Source organism: Pseudoalteromonas carrageenovora IAM 12662 (assembly GCF_900239935.1).
Lineage (GTDB): Bacteria > Pseudomonadota > Gammaproteobacteria > Enterobacterales > Alteromonadaceae > Pseudoalteromonas > Pseudoalteromonas carrageenovora.
In genome coordinates this window covers 2112352-2130537 of sequence record NZ_LT965928.1, presented here as the reverse complement: position 1 = coordinate 2130537, position 18186 = coordinate 2112352, and the positions used below count along the sequence as shown (strand labels likewise).

Genomic DNA, 18186 nt, shown 5'->3' with positions numbered 1-18186 from the left:
ATGATTACTGATACGGCGCTACTTCCTATTTTACTAATGGGGCCAATGGTGCGCCGTGCAGAGCAAACGGGTGTGTGTATTCAGTTTGCCACCTCTAAACCCGCTAGCTGCCAAATAAACCTCCTCGAACTCGAAAGCTATAGCGATCAACAAACGGTAGCCTTAGGTCAGCACTTATATTTACACTTTGTAATTATAAAACCGGTAAGTACTATATTCCCGCTTGATAGCTTATTAAGCTATGAACTTATTATAGATGGCAGCTTAGTTGATTTATCCCCTTGGTGTTATTCAAGCCAATCTGCGCCTGCGTTTGTAATACCTAATAAACTTACAAATATACTACATGGCTCGTGCCGTAATGCGCACCACCCAGCAAAAGATAGTTTGGTGTCTGCAAGCGAGTGGCAAAATACAAGGCGCGAAAATAATAACCAAGGCGCTCAACTTTTATTATTAAGCGGTGATCAGGTTTATGCTGATGACGTAGCGGGCCCTATGTTATTAGTTATTCACCAATTAATTGAAGCTTTGGGTATTTATAAAGAGCAAACCTTAGCGCTTGATCTGCCAGATGATATTAACGATCAGCTTTATAATCGCCATTTATATTTACCAAAAACACCTTGGCAAAAGCGTCCTAAACTAGGTGTTGGCTATTGGCTTAAAAAAGACGAGCCGCATTTCTCTAGTGTAAAAGCCTACAACCACCTAATTCACTTTGAAGAGTACATTGCTCTATATTTACTAAATTTTAGTGCATTAGCTTGGCAATGTGTAAATATTAAAGAAGCGAGTTACTTAGGTGAAAGTTCAAAAAATCAGACCATTTTTAATGCCGAAAAAACAGCGCTGATTGACTATGCGAAAGGTCTAAACGAAGTAGAGCGTTTATTTGCGAATGTATCTACTTTAATGATATTTGACGATCATGATGTAACCGACGATTGGAACCTTACTGCAGGGTGGGAGCAAGCTATAAATCAAAACCCGTGCAGTAAGCGAATTATTAATAATGGCTTAATTAGCTATTGGCTATTTCAAGGAATGGGGAATGACGCACTAATAAAAACAGGTGAGCTATTAACGCCTTTTAAGCAAAGTAAATCCGCTAATAATGTTTGGCAGCTACAAGCGTTTGATAAACCTTTAAACAATTTTAATTATTGGCATTACGAGTTAACAACAATACCTAAAGTTGTTGTGCTAGATACCCGCACACACCGATGGCGTAATGAGAGTAACTTTAATGAGCCTTCAGGGTTGCTCGACTGGGAAAGACTCACAGAGCTTGAAGAGAGCTTACTAAGCCATGATAAAGTGATTATCGTATCACCAGCCCCTGTTTTTGGTGTTAAATCAATAGAGGCAATACAAGCCGCGTTTAATATGTGCGGCCAACCGCTTATGGTTGATGTAGAAAACTGGATGGCTCACGAGGGCTCAGCTAAAAAACTACTCGATACCTTTAGACGAACCGATACCCCAAACGAAACTCTTATTTTATCGGGCGATGTGCATTATTCATTTTGCTTTTCAGTGCAAAAGCGTTTTGGTGACCATCCCAACAGAATATGGCAACTCACCGCTAGCGGTATCAAAAACGAATTCCCGCGTAAGCTAATTAACGTACTTGATAAGCTCGATTCAATATTATACAGCCCCAAAAGCCCGCTTAACTTTTTTACCAAACGCTGGCACATGGAAGTAGATAAACACCAAACCAAAGGTGAAGGCCAAAAGTACCTAGTAAGCGACTCCGCCATTAGCTTAATTACATTAGAGCAAGGAAATTTAGCCCGCTACCAACTAATCCACGGCGACGGCCATTTAACTGAGTTTGATTTAGAAGAGCAGTAGTTTGTTCTAAAGAGCTTCCCTTGTAACTGTAAGAGCTGTTTCTTTAAAGTTACAGATTAAAAAATTTTACCGTGTATCCTTCTTAAGTTATTTTTACGGATATTATGAGTGTTTTTAGTACAGTAAAATAAACTTTTAAAGTACAAGCTTTATCGCACTAATACAGTGCATAAAAAATCCAATGTGGTGCAACAAAAAATTAACATAAAAACATCAAAAAGGATGCTTTTTTTTATTGAGTAGATTGTTGTGGTGTGTATAATAAAAATTCACATGGTAAGTGAAGTACATATATAAGGATTTTAAATTTTTTAATTCCTTTTTTGTGCTTTCATAAAGCAAAATAAAAGGAATTAAAGTGAAAGTATTAAAAGCAGTATTGCCAGTCGCAGGCCTTGGAACACGCATGCTGCCCGCGACAAAAGCCATCCCTAAAGAAATGCTCCCTCTTGTAGACAAGCCGCTGATTCAATATGTAGTAAATGAAGCCGTAGCTGCAGGAATAAAAGAAATTGTACTTGTAACACATGCATCCAAAAACTCGATTGAAAACCATTTTGATACTAGCTTCGAGCTAGAGGCTACGCTTGAGGCACGAGTAAAACGTAGTCTTTTAGAAGAAGTGCGTTCTATAGTACCGAAAGATGTAACTGTGATTTCAGTAAGGCAGTCAGCTCCCTTAGGGCTTGGACATGCTGTATTAGCTGCTCGCCCTATAGTTGGCGAAAATCCATTTGCAGTTATGCTACCAGATGTAATTATCGACAAATACCAATCAGACGCTAAAAAAGACAACTTAAGTCAAATGATTGATCGCTTTGATAAAACAGGTCACAACCAAGTAATGGTCGAAGCTGTACCACATGAGCAAGTTCATCAATATGGTGTTGTAGACCTTGCGGGTAAAAAAATTAAAGCAGGCGAAAGTGCTGCTATTAAAAATATGGTTGAAAAACCAAATAATGATGAAGCACCAAGCAATTTAGCGATTACAGGGCGCTATGTTGTTTCAACTGCAATTTGGGATTTATTAGAATACACCCCACCCGGAGCTGGTGGAGAGATTCAGTTAACTGATGCATTACTGCAGCTTCGTCATTTAGAAACGCTAGAGGCATATCATTTAAAAGGCAAATCACATGATTGCGGATCTAAACTTGGTTATATGCTTGCAAATGTTGAATATGCTATGCAATCAAGTCACCTTGGTAAAGAATTTACAGAACAAATAAGAAAACTAATCTAACTCACTGTTTAATATTGTTATTTTTTAAATGGAATGGCTGTAGCTAAGGTTATAATGCTTATAAAAAAAGATTATTTATACGCTTCAATTTGGGCATCATTAGCTGTTGGTTCATTACTGTTTAATACGATGTTTGGGGCTCTCGCTGCTTTAACATTTTTAATAGCTGGTACAGTTTATGCTGCATCTGGAATTACCTATACATTAAAAGTGTGCAGAATAAACTGGGAATTATTTTTAATACCGGGTTTGTGTTTAGCTTCGGTGGTTTGGTCTGATATTCCCGCTACAGCATTAAGAGCAAATATACAATTATTGCTGACTACTATTTATGCTGTTGTTATCGCTAGCCGTTTACCACTTAATTTATTTTTAAGAGCCTCAGCTTTTATTATGTTAATTGCAATGGTGATGAGCTTGTTTTCATCCAGAACTGCTTTAAATGGGATGACAGGCGAAATAAGTTTAATTGGTATTTTTGGTAGTAAAAATTATCTAGCTGCAAATACATCTATGTGTATTGCATTAGCACTTACACTAACGATGAATAATAAAATTGATATTTTTAGTCGATTATTAGGGGCTGTATTACTACTTACGTCAACTTTAGTGTTAGTTAAAGCAAAGTCATTGGGCGCGATTATTTTTGTCATAGGTAGTGTATTTATAAGTTTAGTTATTATTTTTTATCAGAACTTATCTCTAGATAAATTTACTAGGGGAAAGTTTAATTGGCTTATAACTTTTGTATTTATATTTTGCATGTTCTTATTGGTTTATTCACTTATAAACGGAAGTTTTAATGAGTTAATGTATAGCGTAGGTAAAGACCCTACATTGACTGGTCGAACCCACTTATGGGAGAGAGGTGTATCTCTGATAAAAGAGAGCCCTATTTTAGGAGTCGGCTTCCAAAGTCTATTTTACGTTGGGAATAATATAGCTGAGGATATTTGGGCTTTGCACCACGTCCCGTCAGGAGCTGGGTTTAATTTTCATAACATGTACGTAGATGTGGCAGTTGAGCTAGGTTTATTAGGTTTGTTTCTATATTTATATTTAATTGTAATATTTATAAGTAGGATATTCGATTTAGAACACATTCACTTAGGTAGTTCTCATTTCTTTGCAATATTGATTTTGAGTTACATGTTTTTACAAACGTTTTTAGAAGCTGTTTGGTTTGAACAGTTTACGATTATCCACTTTTTTATGTGTATATCTTGGGTTTATTTAAAGGAAGATGAAAGTTATGAGTGATGAAGTACTTAAAGGTGTAGTTATTTTTGGCGGCTCAGGTTTTATAGGTTCCCACCTTATTGACAAGCTTATAACTCAAGGATGTAAAAAAATTATTTCAGTGGATATTAAAAAGCCTAAGGTTAAACGAGAAAGTGTAAATTACATCTTAGCAGATGTAAGGGATCTATCTTCTTTAGAGAAGTTTGATGGTGTTGAAAAAATTTATAATTTTGCAGCTATTCATACTACTCCAGGGCATGAACACCATGAGTATTATGAAACAAATGTATGTGGTGCAATTGAAGTATGTAAATATGCAGAAAGAGCAGGTATTGAGCATATAGTTTTTACTAGTTCGATTTCAGTCTATGGGCCCAGCGAAGAGCAAAAAACTGAAGAAACCGTATTACAACCAGAGTCCTCTTATGGCTATTCTAAGATGATTGCAGAGAAAATCCATAAAGAATGGCTTAATAAAGATTTAAAAAATAAACGTTTAGTAATAGTAAGACCAGCAGTTGTATTTGGGCCTGGCGAAGGTGGTAACTTTACTAGGTTGGCAACATTACTTAGTAAAGGCATATTTATTTATCCAGGAAGAAAGAACACCATTAAAGCGTGCATATACGTAGATGATCTACTTGAGGCTATTAATTTTGCTGAAGAACAAAACCAAACACTGATTACGTTTAATGGTGCATACCACCAAGGCTACACTCTAGAAGATATCATAATAACTTTTCAGTCTAATCATTTTGAAAATGTGAAAACGGTCATGTTACCAAAAGCTTTTGTTCTTGGAGTGGCAAAAACTTTGCGCTTGTTTAATGCGTTCAATATTGGGATCCATCCCGATAGAGTAATGAAATTAGTGAAATCTACTGATGTTTACCCAGGCTGGTTAGTATCAAAAGGTAAAAAGTTTGATGGCGGAGTTGAGGTTGCATTAAACAAATGGTCATCTGCCACAAATGGAAAGTTTAATTAGATAGGGTTACTACATGGAAATTTGTGTTGCAATATGTACATACCAGCGAAGTAGCCTCAGGGATACACTAGAGTCTTTAGCAAAACAGTCTTTATCAGAGGATATAACGTTAAAGGTATTAGTTGCTGACAACGATAAAACAAATAAAGCAAAAGATACAATTGAAGTTTGGGCTGAAGAATTTGGTTTGAATTTAAGGTATGTACATGCACCTTCTCAAAATATCTCAATTGCAAGGAATGCATGCTTAGATAATGTGGATTGCGATTGGATGGCATCAATTGATGATGATGAAATAGCTTCAGTTTACTGGCTTTCAAATTTATACAAAAAAGCACAATTAGAAAAAGCTGCTGTTGTTTGCGGACCAGTTAAAGCTATTTATCAGGAAAATGCACCAGCTTGGATGAAAGAATGTGATTTTCATTCCCAACATCCAGTGTATGTAAAAGGTGTAATACAAACTACATCAACGGCAAACGCACTAATTCATTTAAAGCACCCTGCCTGTGCTAAGCTGCGTTTTGACCTTTCTTTGGGTAAATCGGGGGGGGAGGATAGTAGTTATTTTTCATCGGTTTATTCTAATGGCGGCAATATCACTTTTGCGTCGGATGCATTAGTAACAGAAGCTGTGCCGTTAGAGAGAGCAAATTTAATGTGGCTATTAAAACGAAAATTTAGATTTGGACAAACATGTGGTGCCCGGGTACTCAAACATAAGTTTAGTTTTAAAAATAAAATAAAATATAGTGCTTTAGCAATCTGTAAGTTTACGTTCTGCTTATTTATGTGCCTTATATCAATACTTGGTAGTGATAAAAAATATAAATGGTTACTAAGAGGGACTCTACATTTTGGAGTACTTGCAAAGCTTTTAGGTAAAAACGAGATAACTCAGTACTAAGGACTTTAAAATGATCGAGGGTTTAGTCGATTCTATCAACAAGGAATCATATGAAAGTTGAATTAGAAGTTTCAGTTATTATCGCAGCATGGAATTCTGAGAAGTTTATCAGTAAGGCGATAGACTCGGCTTTGCAGCAAGATATAAACCTTGAGGTAATAGTGGTAGATGACTTTTCAAATGATAACACTTGTAGCGTAGTTGAAAACTATAAAGATGAACGTGTCAGGTTAATTCGTTCTAGTAAAAATGGTGGTCCAGGAGCTGCTCGAAATATTGGGTTTTCAGCTGCAAAAGGGAAGTGGATAGCTGTTTTAGATTCGGATGATTACTTTTTACCTAACAGATTAAATACAATGATTAATTCAGATGATGGAACCGCTGATATTTTAATCGATGATTTTTACATGTGTTTAGGGGATCCTAACGAGCTTAAGCCATTTTATACTAATAATGAACTCAAAAAGGGCAATTTATCACTTGCTGAGTTTATTGCTGGCAATTCAGATTTTATGGGTAAAAAAACCACCGGTTATGTAAAACCTATTTTTTTAAAGTCTTTTTTAATAACTAATAAGGTGCGATATTGGCCTGAGGTTCGCATTGGTGAAGACTACTATTTCTTAGCATCTTGTTTAGCAGCGAAAGCGAAAGCTAAGGTGGTAGAAGTTTGTGGTTATGTATATAACATCCGAGGGGACTCTATTTCAGGGAAGCTTAATCAGGAGCATATCGATAAGTTTCAATGGGGAGATAAAAAGTTTGCAGACATGTACCCTTTTCAACCTTTGGAATATAAAGCTTTTAAACTCAGAAGTAGAAACTTATCTAAAACTAAAAGCTATATTTCACTTGTTGAGTCAATTAAAAATAAAAAAGTCTTAAAGTCACTCTGTATAGTAATAGCGAACCCAAGAGCGTGCAGTTTGTTATGGCTCCCAATTAGAAAAAGACTATTAAATTAATATGGAGATTTCTTTGAAAGTACTAGTTGCCGTGTTAACAACAGGAAGTAGAAGTACGACCTTTGAGCAGTGCTTATTGAGTATTATTGAGCAAAAGATCAATAATAATATCGAATTGAGTATATTGGTTGTTGAAAATAATCTAAAACATAATCAGCTAGTTGGTGATAGTTTAAGTAAGTTTTCAAATGAAAGTGAAGTAAAGATCATCCATGCTCTCGAAACAAAAAAAGGTATACCGTATGCACGGAATAATGCTCTAACGTTTGCTACAAATAAAAGCTACGATTATCTAGCTTTTATTGATGACGATGCTTTCGCGCAGCAAAACTGGCTTCAATCACTTTGCTCTAAAATGAATGGTTTTGACGTTGTCGCGGGACCTCAAAAAGCTATCTTTCCAGCTAATACAGCTAAATATTTCAATTTAGCAAGTTTATATCATGAGCGTAAGGTAAATGAAGGTGTAGTTGTTAAATGGGCGGCAACTAATAATATTTTAATTGACGTCAACACAATGCAAAAATTTAATCTTAAATTTAATGAGTCACTAATCCACGGTGGTGAAGATAAAGAGCTTTTCTTAAGACTTACAGCATCCGGTGGTAAAATTAGCTGGGTGCAAAGTGCGATAGTTCAAGAGCACATAGTACAAGAACGCTTAACTACTAAGTGGGCATTACGACGTTGTTTTAGGATGGGAGCTACAGGCTTTAAAATTGAAAGCTGCAATAAGTCTTTTTTTAAGGTATTGAGTACATGCGCCTTTAAAGGTACTGCATATATAGTTAAGGGCTTACTATCATTTTTACCATTCTTGATTAGTCCTAAACGTACACATTTAGACAGCTTATGTGATTTGTCTCATGGTTTTGGTTTTTTTTATGGAATTTTATCTGGCGGTAAAGTAAGGAGCTACGCATGAAGGGAAAATTTTTTTTCGCTTTATTCTTTTTTATATTTTCACATTCATTATATGCACAAGAGTTTAAAAAACTAATTTGGAGTGATGAATTTAATTACGAAGGCCTTCCAGATAAAAGTAAATGGGGATACGAAAAAGGATATGTTCGTAACGGAGAAAAGCAATTTTATAATGTATCTAATCTAGAAAATTCTAGAGTAAAAAATGGAAACCTTATAATAGAGGCTCGAAAAGATGCTGGAAATGATTCAGGTTTATGGCAAGAGTTATTTGAAGCAAAGAAGCAACCTTATACTTCTGCGAGCCTAACGACACGCAACTTAAACTCATGGACACATGCTAGAATTGAAGTGCGTGCTAAATTGCCTAAAGGTGTAGGTGTTTGGCCCGCTATTTGGCTGCTCGGTGCAGATAAAGGCGGGAAAGGGTGGCCTGCTAAAGGAGAGATTGATCTCATGGAGTATGTTGGCTACAAAAAAAATAAAGTGCATGTAGCTTTGCATACAACAAAGAGAAATCATCAAAATAAAAAAGGTATAAATAAAGAATTTAAATTAGATAATTTATTAACAGATTACCACACATATGCTGTTGAAAAGCATCCCAATATAATTAAGTTCTACATAGACGATAAGTTAGTTTTTAGCTATGAAAAAGAAGGCGACAGTGCAGATTATTGGCCTTTTGATGAGCCAATGTATTTAATTATTAATTTAGCAATTGGTGGTTCTTGGGGAGGAAAACATGGAATTGATGACGCCATATTCCCACAGCAGTTTTTAATAGATTATGTAAGGGTTTATCAGTAACTATAATGCTGGTGAAAATCTAATATTTTTAAAGTCCTTAGATAAGGCATAGCAATGGATGGTGGTTAGTAATGACAATATTTTTTATTTCAATATTTTTTTTGGTTTATATATATTTTTTGTTTCCTTTAAGTATATACATGTGCGGTTTAGTTAAAAAAGATAATGTTAAAGCTAATTTTTCAAATACAGATAGAACTATCGTTATTGTAGTACCAGCACATAACGAAGAAGCTGTAATAAGTAAAAAAATTGAAAATCACCTCGCCTTAGATTACGACACAAGTAATTATAAAATTCTTGTAATATCTGATACTTCCTCAGATAAAACAGTAGAAATAACTAAACAATATATAGATAAACACCCTGGTAGAGTTGAGCTATTTGAAGTGAGTGATGGTCTAGGCAAAACTAATGCAATTAATAAGGCTTTAGTTGATATTGAATGCGATATATTGGTTTTTTCTGACGCTAATGTTTATTTAAAAAGTGATGCTTTATTACAAATTGCAAAATGTTATGAAGATAAAGACGTTGGTGGTGTAGCAGGGCAGTTAATTTATACCAATGATGATGTTGAGGGGGCAACGCAAAGTAATGGGTTGTATTGGAAATATGAAGAAATGATTAAAAAGTCGGAGTCGTTGTCAGGTTCGATGATGGGGGCCGATGGGTCTATTTTTTCAATAAGAAGATCTCTGTTAAGAGAATTACCTGTACATGTTCTGGATGATTTTTGTTCTTCAATGGGGGTGGTAAATCAAGGCTATAAACTGAAATTTGATGATTCAATTACAGCCTATGAAAAAGGTGCAGAGACCACTGCCGAAGAGTTTCCTAGAAAAGTCAGGATCAGTAACCGCTCATATAATAGTTATAAACATTTGCGGGCTGAATGTTTAAATAAGCTGTCTCTGTTTAATTTATGGAAACTCTACTCACATAAAGTATTACGCTGGTATAGTCTATTTTTTATGATATCTGCTTTAGTGTCTAATTTTTATCTAGCTATTTTTGAAAGCGGCTATTTTTTCACTTCAATTCTGATATTACATGTTATTTTTTATGTAATGGCTATTTTATCTTGGTTAAATAAATTCCCAAAAGTACCTGTAGTTTCAAAATTAGCGGTAATAGCTGAATATTTTACTATGGCTAATATTGCTGCTGGTATTGGTATTCTACAGTCCATTTCAGGCAAGAAAACTGTGACTTGGAAAAAAGCTGATTCGACTAGGTGACTACACGTTGAGAAACGTAACTTTGTTACGACTAATGATAGGGATATATTTTGTTCAATAATAATACTATAGCAGTTATTATAGCTGCTTATAATGCAGAAAAAACAATCGTAAGAGCAGTCGAGTCTGTAGTAGATGACGAGTTTGTTAGTCAAGTGATTGTAGTAGATGATTGCTCTTCCGATAGTACTATGCAAATGTTGGCAGGCTTACAAAAGCAATTCACAAAAGTCTCTGTATTTTCTACTGATATAAACAGTGGGCCAGCGAAAGCTAGAAATATTGCTCTCACAAAGTGTACAGCTAAATGGGTAACAGTACTTGATTCAGATGACTATATTGAAAGAGGTCGCTTTAAGAAGTTATTAGCACATAGTGAAGGCATAGAGCTAATTGCAGATGACAAATTTCGTATAAATGAGAATGATACAACTAGCAGAAAAACAGCAATGCTTGGAAAAAGACAAAAATTTCCAACGCTAATATCTTTATCAGATTTTATTGAGTCGAACATTACTAAAAAAGGCGAGTTTAGAAAAGAACTTGGGTTTATTAAACCTATAATTAAACGTCATTTTTTATTAGAGAATAACCTAACTTATCAAGAAAATATGCGATTGGGTGAAGATTATGAACTCTATTGTCGGTGTTTAATATTTGGAGCTAAATTAAAATTAATAGAAGCTTCTGGGTATGTAGCTGTTGTTCGTCAAAACTCACTATCAGGTAATCATAGTAAAAAAGATCTGATTAAATTGAGAGATTGCGACTATGAGTTAGCTAAGATAGAAAGTTTAACTTCTCATGAAAGAAAGTTATTACTAAGACACGCACAAAGCATTAATATTAAAGTGCAATGGATATGTTTTTACTCTTCAATAAAAAATAAAAATTATAAAACAACTATAAAATCTATTACAAATTCTCTTTCTGCTTTTATCTTTATTTTAAAAAATTTAAAGACACAATTTTTTATTCGCGTCGTTAGAAGAAGATTAAACAAGTGAATGACAGTAAATCTAAAGGGATAGTCTGGCTTTTTATAAGTAAATTTTTCCCACCAATCATTAACTTTGCTGTATTTACGTATTCGGCTAGAATTTTAGCACCAGAAGATTTTGGTTTGATAGCATTCGCTTTGTCAATAATTTATATATCGAGTAGCTTAATGCCAGTAGGTTGGCGAGAAGCTATAATAAAATATCAAATTAGCGATACTCCCACGATTAGTAGTATTTTTTGGCTCAATTTTTTTGTTTCAATTTTACTCGTATTTTCAATACTAGTATTTTGCTTGATATCACCTTTCGATTTTCAAACTGAAACATTTAATTATGCATTGGCGGTATTTTGCTCTAAATTAATTTTTGATGGATTGTACTCTACTTTAAATATACTGCTTTTAAAGGAACAAAGGTATGCAAACTTAGCTTTGAGGACTTTTTTTTCAGGTATTATCTCTGCTTTTATAATAATATTACTACTCACATTAGATTATGGTATATGGGCGCTAATTTGGTCTCAGGTAGTGCTTTCTATTTTCAATTTTTTAGTTGTATACATACCCACAAGAGATAGAGTTTCTTTTGTTTTTAAATTTGAACATATAGTAAAGCTAAACTCATTTTCAATATATACAACGTTAACTAATGGCCTTACTTTTGCCTTAAGTAATTATGAATCTCTTATTATAGGGAGTGTTTTAGGGAATAGGCAGTTAGGTTTTTATAGTGTCGCTAAAAGGTTATCTACTATAATTAATGAGGTCTTTATTGGTACAGTATCTGAGGTTAGCTTTCCTATATTAGCTAAAACTCAGGCAGAAAATGGCAATCTAAAAGTGGGATTTTTAAACTCTGTATACTTTTCAGTTGTTCTACTATATCCAATTTTTATTTTTTTATTCGCGTACTCATCAGATATATTTATTATTTTATTTACAGAAAAGTGGCTAGAGTCAGTTCTAATATTTAAAGCTTTCTGCATTGCATATATGATAGTAATATTAGGCATTCCACAAAAAAATATTATTCTTCTAACTAATAATGCGAAATGGTGGTTTCATTTACAATTAAAGTTATCAATTATTATAGTGCCAATAACAACGTTGTGTGTATATTGGGGAGTTGAAAGTTTTTTAGCTGCCCTCATACTTGCAAAGCTAACTTATTGCACTGCCTCTATGATGCGTTCATGTAAATTATTAAATATAACTATTAGTGAATATCTTTCAAGTTTTATATCACCTGTTATCTGTGCCGTCATAAGTATATTACTAACACTAAGCTTAGGTAACATCTTTTATTTTGAGCTAATAATTTTAAACGTAGTCTTTGCTGGGTTATTTTTTATAATTATTTATTTCATATTAATGTACCTCTTTGATGGAGGGAAATTGACCTCAAGCGCCTTAAGTATTTTTCCAAAAAACAAAATTATTATAAAATTAGCAAATAAACAAAATTATAAGGAAATTTAAAGTGAAATTAACCTATTTTTCGGGACACGTGCCTAACTTCGGTGATGAGCTAAATAAATATATGTGGGATTCATTAGTTTCTCCTGGCTTTTTTGACGAAGACGAATCAAAACTATTTTTAGGTATTGGCTCTATTTTATGGGATTACTTACCAAAGAAACCCAAAAAAATAGTTATGGGCTCAGGCTATGGTGGTTATACACCGAAACCTGATGTGCATGATGATAGCTGGGATATAGCATTTGTTAGAGGTCCTAGAACTGCAGCCGCATTAAACTTAGATCCAAGCCTAGCAATAACAGATGCTGCTATCTTAACTCATTTTATGAAGCTACCTAACCAAGAAAAACAACATAAAATCAGCTTTATGCCCCATTATGAAAGTATTCCGCGTGGTAATTGGGAGTTGGTTTGTAAACTCGCGGGTATCAATTTTATAGATCCCACTAATCCAGATGTTTTAGAGTCTTTAACTGAGTTAAAAAAGACAGAACTATTAATCACAGAAGCAATGCATGGCACAATTTTGGCTGATACTTTGAGAGTACCTTGGGTATCGCTAAAGCCAATATTACCGATACACCATAATAAGTGGTTTGATTGGGCTGAATCACTAAATATTGATTTGGAATTTAGTCAAATGCCAAGCTCTTCAATTAAAGACTCATGGTCTCAAGTTACTGGTAAATTAGGTACTGGCAAACGTAGTCGACAATTCGCAAAGATGCTAAGTTTTACTGATAAATACTATATTGAGAATGCGGGTGAAAAACTGTTGAAGCTAGCTAAAAATGGCGGTCAATTAAGTGAAGATAAAATTTTTAATTTAAAAGCAGATATGGCACTTAGTAAGTTGTCAGAATATTGCGATTTAAAAGTTTAATCTGAGCCATATAAATTAATAATGTAGTTTATTTATAACGGAATATTTTATGAAAAGCATTAATGTCGGAGTTGTTATTCCTTTTTATCAAAAGAAGAGCGGGCTCTTATTGAATGCACTTGCTTCAATTTTTAAACAGAGTGCTCAGGGGATAAATTTTCTAATAACTATAGTCGATGATGGATCTCCTATTTCCGCTAAGTCTGAGATTAGTGAGATAAAGTTACCTAAAAATTGTACTTTGAAATTAATTTTACAAAAAAATCAGGGGCCAGCTGCTGCTAGAAACAAAGCGTTAGATTATCTTTATGGACAGGATATAGAGTTTTTAGCTTTTTTAGACTCCGACGATTGTTGGATGGACTTTCATATTTCAAATGCTATGAAAGCTCTATCTATTCAAGATGTAGATTTTTATTTTTCTGATCATAGTCGTTTCGATTCTGAACATTCCTTATTTAACGAAACAGGCTGTTTTAAAGATCTAGATAAGGCTGTCTGTAAATATAATATTCATTTGGAAGATGATTTTGCAATGTTAACCGGGAAGAGTTGCTTCAGTCTATTTTTAAACTATTACATAAGCCAAACCTCTAGTGTTGTTTATAACTTTGATAAGCTTAAAAACCATCGTTTTGATGAGTCTTTAGTAAGTGCTGGGGAAGACTATTTTCTTTGGCTCGAACTTGCACATAGTTCTAGTAAAGTGGTTTTTTCTTTTAATAAAGGGGTTTATTGCGGGAGAGGTGTAAATATATTCTTCGACTCTTTCGATTGGGGGAAACTAGCTTCATCAACGCGAATTGGTTATGAAACTTTATTTTATAGAAAAATTTATTCTTTTTTTGAATTAAATTCAATTGAAAAAAATAAAGTTAAATCAAATTACTCGAGGCTAGAGGAGCAATTTTCTTATTTAATGGTAAAGCACTTTATTACTGGTAAAGGTTTAGATAAGGTTTTGTTAAATAGAATTTATAAAGTAAGCCCACGTACCTTAATTCTATTACCATTTAGATTTTTAAATTATTTTATTAAATCAAAAAACTGAATCTTAATGGGGTTATATTTTTCCTATAAAAGCTAATGCTTTGTAACGGGGAGATACTAACTTCTAGTAATGATAAGCATGCGTGGGTTTAGGTTTTTATTCGTATAACATAGTCTATTTATATAAAGTTTATTATCCATGCAGGGAGCCATATTTTTAACTTTTCCATCTGCTTAGTGCTATTTTAATTCTATTTTTACTGGAGTTAATATGTTTTTTAGGCTGAGTGTCAGGTTGGGTTTTTAATTTAAAGAGTTTATATTGGTTTAGCTTGTTTATTTTTGTTTAAATTTATTTGTTTTCAATATTTATTTATAGGTTTTATTTTTCATTCTTAATATTTAAGGTATAAAGGATTATATTATTGAACCTTCCTGTACATTAATATATTATTAAAATTGCTTTTAGTAAGCGTGTTTCACTGTAAGATAACTATAGGGATTAATAGTATGACATCTTCAAGGACATTTAAACCAACAGGTTCTTCTGATGCGAACTTTTACCGATTATTCGATATTTTTGCATTATTTACGGCTTTTCAATGTTCAGCTTTATTTTATAGCTTAGAGCTTACTCCTATTTATATGGTGGCAGTTCTCAGTGTTGCATTAAGCTTTTTATATTGTGCTGAAATATTATCTGCTTATAGATCTTGGCGGGCCGGTAAATTTAGAACAATGGTCATGTGTGCTTGGGGTGCTTTGTTTATTTCATTTGCCTTTTTACTTTTGATATCTTTTGTTTTTAAATTTTCTGATTCGCTTTCTCGTATTGGTTTAGGGTTGTGGTTTTTGCTCAGCGTTGCATATATGTACGGCTGGCGTCTTGCCACGTATCTATTCAAAAGAAATAGAAGACGGTTAGGTATTAATTTACGAAATGTTGCGATTGTAGGTGCAACTGAGTCCGCTGTTCATTTATACAACGAAATCAATAAAAATGATGAACTAGGTTTTAAATTTTTAGGCTTCTATGACGACCGAAAACCAGAGCGATTATTCGAAAATTCAGTCAAACATGATGTAGCCGGTAGGATACAAGATGCAGTTACTGCCGCTCGAAATGGTAATATTGGTGTTCTATATATAGCATTACCAATGAAAGCAGACAAACGCATAGCAGATATTTTGCTGCAACTTGGCGATACAACCGTTGATGTCCATATAATTCCCGATTTTTTAGTGTCAAGTCTGATACATGCACGTATCGAACATGTTGGTGAGCTTGATACATTGAGCGTCTTTGAATCGCCTTTTATCGGAGCTCGCGAGTTTATTAAGCGCACGGAGGATATAGTTGTCTCCTCAATTATTTTGGCGTTGATTTCCCCAATCCTTATTGCTATTGCATTTGCAGTAAAATTTACTTCAAAAGGTCCGGTGATTTTCAAGCAAGACCGCTATGGCCTTGATGGTCGTAAAATTAAAGTATGGAAATTTCGCTCAATGAGCGTTACTGAAAATAGTTCAGTAGTAACTCAAGCTACAAAAAATGACTCACGAATTACTCCTTTAGGTGGTTTCTTACGTCGAACAAGTCTTGATGAGTTGCCTCAGTTTATTAATGTATTAAAGGGTGATATGTCTATAGTTGGGCCTCGGCCACATGCAGTAGCACATAATGAAGAGTACCGTAAAAAGGTAGAGTTCTATATGTTACGCCATAAAGCAAAGCCAGGGATAACTGGATGGGCACAAATAAATGGTTGGCGCGGTGAAACTGATACTTTGAACAAGATGGAAAAACGCGTAGAATTTGATTTACATTATATTAAACATTGGTCACTTTGGTTTGATGTACAAATCATTTTCATGACAATTTTTAAAGGGTTCAAAAATGCAAATGCATACTAAAATAATTACTTCATTAGGTGCGTTTCTTAGTATAGCTATAGTAGCCCCTGCCGCAGCAAGTAATTTAAGTGCAGGTAGTTTTATAACAAAAAGTGGAGTAGAAATCACTCCAACCTTAAAAACCGGTCTCAGTAGTAATAGTAATTTTTTCAGCACTCCCGATGAAGAGGGGTCACGATTAGTTTGGGCTATTACACCAAATGTCAAAGCATTAATTGAAGATGGACCTAATAGCTACGAATTAGACTTAGGTACGAGTAGTGCCTTACATAATAAAGATACAGTCGATAATTATACTCAAGTAAATATTGGTACTGCTATTCATAGAGAGTTTACGAGCCAGCATCGTTTAGATGTAACTGGAGATGCTGATTGGCTATACGAATCTAGAGGTCGCGGCTTAACTGAAGGGTTGGGAGATACCGTTGATGAACTTGTTAAATATAAATTACAAAATTTTACAGCTCGCTATGAGTATGGAGCTCAAAGCTCAAAAGCTCAAATAGCTCTTGATGCTGTTTATTTAAATAAAAAATATTTAAATTTTAGAGAAGTATCTCAATATCGTGACTACGATAAATCGTCAATCGGCATTACTGGTTATTATAATACACAAGCTTTATCACGTGTATTTATTGAAATTCAACAAGAGTACTATCGTTATGACGTGCTAGAAATTAGCGGAGTATCTCGTGACTCTGATGACATAAAAATGTTAGCAGGTATGCAGTGGGAAGCTACGGCACTAACTTCAGGTTCTTTTAAGCTGGGTTATCAAAATAAAGACTTTGATAACCCAGCGCGTAAAAGCTTTAGTGGTTTAAGCTGGGAGGCTAAAGTTAATTGGAAGCCATTAAGCTACTCTACTTTACAAGTTTTAACGAGTCGAGCAGCAAAAGATCCTGTGGTTCAAGGCGATTACATCAAAGAAAGTTTATATGGTGTTAATTGGACTCATAATTGGAATGATTATCTGAGTTCGCTCGCCAGCCTTAATTATACTGATGAAAAATACACGGGTGATTTTGGTCGTAAAGATAAAACTAAAAGTTTACGTTTAGGTCTCAATTATGTAACAAATAGTTTCGGTATGGTTTCTACTTATGTAGACTTTATTGATAAAAACTCTACTCAAAATGAAATCGAGTTTGATCGCACAGTTGTTGGTATTAACTTTACATTTGCTTTAAAGGCTAGTTAATGAGGCTTATTTTTATATTTACACTATTAGTAATTAGTAGTGTTTGTTTTGCTCAATCAGAGCAAAGCTACGTTTTAGGTGCAGGTGATAAAGTAGAAATTAAAGTATTTGGCCAACCTGACTTGGAGGTCACTGCATTGTTAGGTAACAGTGGAGAGGTTAACTATCCATTTTTGGGTAAAGTTAAACTTTCAGGTCTAAACACCTCAGAGGTTGAGCAAGTAATTGCTAATGGTTTACGCCCTGATTATTTAGTCAACCCTAATGTTTATGTTCAAGTAATTGAATATCGTCCTTTTTATATACATGGAGAGGTTAAAAACCCAGGTGCATACCCTTATCAACCTGCTATGACGGTAAATCAGGCTATTGCACTTGCTGGTGGGTTAACTGAACGTGCGTCTATAGACAAAATTTATATTTTTAAAGAACAAACTAAACAGCAGCAAAATAAAGGTAGTTTAAAAAGCCAAATTGCAGCGGGCGACACCATAAAAATAGAACAACGCTTGTTTTAAAGCAGTTTACAAGGCAGT

Annotated in this window: 16 protein-coding genes; all 16 read left to right on the top strand. The window is 34.2% G+C overall.

Annotated elements, in window-relative coordinates:
* The 16 genes from ALFOR1_RS09615 to ALFOR1_RS09540 all read left to right on the top strand — a co-directional run bounded on the left by ALFOR1_RS09615 (window position 1) and on the right by ALFOR1_RS09540 (window position 18168).
* Entirely contained in the window at window positions 1–1860 is a 1860-nt protein-coding gene (locus tag ALFOR1_RS09615) for an alkaline phosphatase D family protein (RefSeq protein ID WP_104642833.1), read from the top strand.
* Window positions 1861–2218: 358 nt separating this feature from the next.
* Window positions 2219–3106, top strand: coding sequence for a UTP--glucose-1-phosphate uridylyltransferase GalU (galU, locus tag ALFOR1_RS09610; RefSeq protein WP_058549719.1), 888 nt, complete (start codon window positions 2219–2221; stop codon window positions 3104–3106).
* A gap of 54 nt (window positions 3107–3160) precedes the next feature.
* Window positions 3161–4366, top strand: coding sequence for an O-antigen ligase family protein (locus ALFOR1_RS09605; RefSeq protein ID WP_158657439.1), 1206 nt, complete (start codon window positions 3161–3163; stop codon window positions 4364–4366).
* Window positions 4359–5336, top strand: a complete 978-nt coding sequence (locus tag ALFOR1_RS09600) for an NAD-dependent epimerase/dehydratase family protein (protein WP_104643653.1) — start codon at window positions 4359–4361, stop codon at window positions 5334–5336. Before ALFOR1_RS09605 ends, ALFOR1_RS09600 begins: the two co-directional genes overlap by 8 nt.
* Before the next feature lie 13 nt (window positions 5337–5349).
* Window positions 5350–6243 carry a glycosyltransferase family 2 protein gene (locus ALFOR1_RS09595; protein ID WP_104642831.1) on the top strand — a complete coding sequence of 298 codons (894 nt, stop codon included), beginning with the start codon at window positions 5350–5352 and terminating at the stop codon, window positions 6241–6243.
* A gap of 50 nt (window positions 6244–6293) precedes the next feature.
* Window positions 6294–7208 carry a glycosyltransferase family 2 protein gene (locus tag ALFOR1_RS09590; RefSeq protein WP_058549722.1) on the top strand — a complete coding sequence of 305 codons (915 nt, stop codon included), beginning with the start codon at window positions 6294–6296 and terminating at the stop codon, window positions 7206–7208.
* A 13-nt stretch (window positions 7209–7221) separates the two neighbouring features.
* Window positions 7222–8133: a glycosyltransferase family 2 protein gene (locus ALFOR1_RS09585; protein WP_197709261.1), complete on the top strand. Its 912-nt coding sequence runs from the start codon at window positions 7222–7224 to the stop codon at window positions 8131–8133.
* Window positions 8130–8942, top strand: a complete 813-nt coding sequence (locus ALFOR1_RS09580) for a glycoside hydrolase family 16 protein (RefSeq protein WP_058549724.1) — start codon at window positions 8130–8132, stop codon at window positions 8940–8942. Before ALFOR1_RS09585 ends, ALFOR1_RS09580 begins: the two co-directional genes overlap by 4 nt.
* 71 nt (window positions 8943–9013) lie before the next feature.
* A complete protein-coding gene (locus tag ALFOR1_RS09575) occupies window positions 9014–10183 on the top strand; it encodes a glycosyltransferase (RefSeq protein ID WP_104642830.1) in 1170 nt (389 codons plus the stop codon).
* 50 nt (window positions 10184–10233) lie between these two features.
* The gene (locus ALFOR1_RS09570) at window positions 10234–11190 is read left to right on the top strand and encodes a glycosyltransferase family 2 protein (RefSeq protein ID WP_158657438.1); all 957 of its coding nucleotides are present in this window, start codon (window positions 10234–10236) and stop codon (window positions 11188–11190) included.
* Entirely contained in the window at window positions 11187–12662 is a 1476-nt protein-coding gene (locus ALFOR1_RS09565) for an oligosaccharide flippase family protein (protein ID WP_158657437.1), read from the top strand. The genes ALFOR1_RS09570 and ALFOR1_RS09565 overlap by 4 nt, the downstream gene beginning before the upstream one ends.
* A gap of 1 nt (window position 12663) precedes the next feature.
* On the top strand, window positions 12664–13545 hold the full coding sequence (locus tag ALFOR1_RS09560; protein ID WP_058549728.1) for a polysaccharide pyruvyl transferase family protein: 882 nt from the start codon (window positions 12664–12666) through the stop codon (window positions 13543–13545).
* A 49-nt stretch (window positions 13546–13594) separates the two neighbouring features.
* Complete coding sequence (locus ALFOR1_RS09555; RefSeq protein ID WP_058549729.1) at window positions 13595–14596, top strand: glycosyltransferase family A protein; 1002 nt, start codon at window positions 13595–13597, stop codon at window positions 14594–14596.
* Between the two features lie 449 nt (window positions 14597–15045).
* On the top strand, window positions 15046–16449 hold the full coding sequence (locus ALFOR1_RS09550; protein ID WP_058549730.1) for an undecaprenyl-phosphate glucose phosphotransferase: 1404 nt from the start codon (window positions 15046–15048) through the stop codon (window positions 16447–16449).
* Window positions 16433–17650, top strand: coding sequence for an outer membrane beta-barrel protein (locus ALFOR1_RS09545; RefSeq protein WP_104642827.1), 1218 nt, complete (start codon window positions 16433–16435; stop codon window positions 17648–17650). Before ALFOR1_RS09550 ends, ALFOR1_RS09545 begins: the two co-directional genes overlap by 17 nt.
* Window positions 17650–18168, top strand: a complete 519-nt coding sequence (locus ALFOR1_RS09540; protein ID WP_104642826.1) for a polysaccharide biosynthesis/export family protein — start codon at window positions 17650–17652, stop codon at window positions 18166–18168. Before ALFOR1_RS09545 ends, ALFOR1_RS09540 begins: the two co-directional genes overlap by 1 nt.
* Window positions 18169–18186 lie beyond the last annotated feature (18 nt).